Annotated in this window: 4 protein-coding genes; all 4 read left to right on the forward strand. The window is 71.4% G+C overall.

Annotation, left to right across the window (positions count from 1 at the left end; all coding sequences use genetic code 11):
• Positions 1–445: hypothetical protein (locus VGF64_17370; protein ID HEY1636529.1), on the forward strand; the 445-nt coding region annotated here is incomplete at its 5' end.
• On the forward strand, positions 442–1,773 hold the full coding sequence (locus VGF64_17375) for a folylpolyglutamate synthase/dihydrofolate synthase family protein (protein ID HEY1636530.1): 1,332 nt from the start codon (positions 442–444) through the stop codon (positions 1,771–1,773). The genes VGF64_17370 and VGF64_17375, both read left to right, overlap by 4 nt.
• A gap of 32 nt (positions 1,774–1,805) precedes the next feature.
• Positions 1,806–2,216 carry a nucleoside-diphosphate kinase gene (ndk, locus tag VGF64_17380; protein ID HEY1636531.1) on the forward strand — a complete coding sequence of 137 codons (411 nt, stop codon included), beginning with the start codon at positions 1,806–1,808 and terminating at the stop codon, positions 2,214–2,216.
• Positions 2,217–2,292: 76 nt separating this feature from the next.
• Positions 2,293–2,639, forward strand: a 347-nt coding sequence (locus VGF64_17385; GenBank protein ID HEY1636532.1) for a rod shape-determining protein, incomplete at its 3' end; no start/stop codon positions are given.

A 2,639-nucleotide genomic window follows, 5' to 3' on the forward strand; every position in this document is an offset into this window, starting at 1 on the left:
AGCGGTGCTCGGCCTGGCGATCGACCGCCGTCACCGACGGCGGGCCCCGGCTCCCCGGCGGGTCGCGGGGCTGACGGTCCCTGCAGCTCCGGCCCTCGAGCAGGCTCTGGAGGCCCTGGCCCAGGCGGCAGATGCGGCCCGGCCGCGAGTCGAGCAGGCGGTCGAGGCGGCCCGGCCCCGCGTCGAGCAGGCTGCCGAGGCTGCCCGGCCGCGAGTCGAGCAGGCTGCCGAGGCTGCCCGACCCCGCCTGGAGCATGCCGTCGGGGCCGCCCGACCTCGCGTCGAGCAGGCCGTCGAGGCCGCCCGGCCGCGGGTGGTGCACGCCGTCGAGCGCGCGGCCAAGGCACGGCGGTCCCGTGCCCGGCCGTCCCTGGTCCAGCGTTCACTTGCCCGTCGATCACTTGCCCGTCGGTCCGGCGCCCGTCGGGTGGTCGCGTTCGGGTGATCGGGCGAGCCGGCGTCGGCGCTCGGCTCGAAGAGGCACTCGAGTGGCTCGACGGCCACGTCAACCTCGAAGCCATCGAGGCCGGCCGCGCTGACGCCACGCCCACGCTCGAGCGGATCAGACGTCTCAGCGAGCTCATGGGCGACCCGCAGCGGGCCTATCCCGTGGTCCACCTGACAGGAACCAACGGCAAGGGATCGACGGCTCGCCTGCTGACCTCGTTGCTCGGAGCCCAGGGTCTGAGAGTCGGGACCTACACGAGCCCGCATCTGGAGCGCATCAACGAGCGCCTGGCGGCCGACGGTGAGCCGATCGCTGACGACGAGCTGGCCGAGGTCCTGACTGCGGTGGCCGTGCTCGAGCCGCTCCTGGAGCGCCCACCGACGTGGTTCGAGATCGTGACCGCCGCCGCCTTCAGGTGGTTCGCCGATATCGCCGTCGACGTGGCCGTGATCGAGGTCGGCCTCGGCGGCACCTGGGACGCCACCAATGTCGCCGACGGCCAGGTCGCGGTCGTGACCAACGTGAGCCTCGACCACGTCGGCATCCTCGGTCCCACCGTGAGCGATATCGCCGCCGAGAAGGCCGGAATCGTCAAGCCCGACAGCGTGCTGGTGCTGGGAGAGACGGACCCGGCGCTGGCCGCGGTCTTCACCCGCGCCGCGTCCGCCGAGGTCTGGGAGCGGGGATCGGAGTTCGCCTGCGACGCCAACCGTCTGGCCCACGGTGGCCGGCTGCTCGACCTGCGAACGACCGGCGGCCACTACGCCGACGTCTTTCTCCCGCTGCACGGCGCCCACCAGGGCGACAACGCCGCCGCAGCGTTGGCCGCGGCCGAGGCCTTCTTCGGCGCCCCGCTCGCGGACGACGTTGTTCGCTCCGCTCTTGGGGCCGTTCGCAACCCGGGCCGCATGGAGGTAGTGGGACGGCGCCCGCTGTGCCTGCTCGACGGCGCCCACAACCCCGCTGGCGCCAAGGCGGCGGGGGCCACCCTCGCCGAGGAGTTCGCCGGCGTGGACCGCCGGCTGGTCGTCCTCGGCCTCCTGAGGGGACGGGACCCGGTCGAGATGCTCGATGCACTCGACCCCTCCCGCATCGCCCTGGTCGTCGCCTGCCCGCCGCCGTCACCCCGGGCCCTGCCCCCCGCCCAGGTGGCCTCGGCCGCGGCCGAGATGGGCCTGTCGGTCGAGGTGGCCACCTCGGTCGCCGACGGGGTGACACGGGCCCGAGCCCGTGCCGGCCCCGAGGACATGCTCCTCGTAACCGGGTCGCTGTACGCGGTGGGCGAGGCCAGAAGCGTCCTCGTCCAGGAGGGGAGCCGACGCTGAGAGAGGGCGGCCGCCGCTAGCCTCGCCTCCTGATGGACCGCACCCTCGTCATCTGCAAGCCCGATGCCGTCGAGCGGGGTCTCGTCGGCGAGATCGTGGGTCGGCTCGAGGGCAAGGGCCTGCGTGTCGCCGCTGCCGAGCTGCGTACGATCGACGCCGAGCTGGCGTCCCGCCACTACGAGGAGCATCGAGGAAAGCCGTTCTATGGCGAGCTCGTCGCCTTCATCGGCCGCTCCCCGTCCCTCGTCATGGTCGTGGAGGGACCGAGCGACACCTGGCGGGTCGTCAGGACTTTGATGGGGGCGACGAACCCGGCGGAGGCAGCCCCCGGCACGATCAGAGGAGATCTCGCCGTGCACCTGACCGAGAACCTCGTGCACGGCTCTGACTCCGCCCAGTCGGCCAAGCGCGAGATCGAGGTCTTCTACCCGCACCTCGACTAGGGGTGCCTTGTTCCGACCCCGAGAGTCACCTACCCTGTGAGCCGACCTCCACTAAGGCGAGGGGGCCGTTTCTCCAATGTCTGAAAACTTCTTCTCTTCTTGGTTCGGGCGGGACATGGCCGTCGACCTGGGCACGGCCAACACGCTTGTCTATGTCCGTAACCGGGGCATCACGCTGAACGAGCCGTCGGTCGTAGCTGTCAACGTCAAAGATGGCCGGCCCCTCGCCGTCGGCTCCGAGGCGAAGCGGATGATCGGACGCACGCCCAGTCACATCCAGGCCATCCGGCCGCTCAAGGACGGGGTGATCGCCGACTTCGAGATCTGCGAGAAGATGCTGCGGTACTTCATCCATCGGGTACACCAGCGCCGGTTCGCCAAGCCGCGCATGGTCATCTGCGTGCCGTCGGGCATCACCGGGGT

The sequence above is a fragment of the Acidimicrobiales bacterium genome, assembly GCA_036491125.1.
GTDB lineage: Bacteria > Actinomycetota > Acidimicrobiia > Acidimicrobiales > AC-9 > AC-9.

Excerpts from the sequence above, each read along its gene's own strand:
- ndk (HEY1636531.1), top strand. The coding sequence starts at position 1,806 with ATGGACCGCACCCTCGTCATCTGCAAGCCCGATGCCGTCGAGCGGGGT.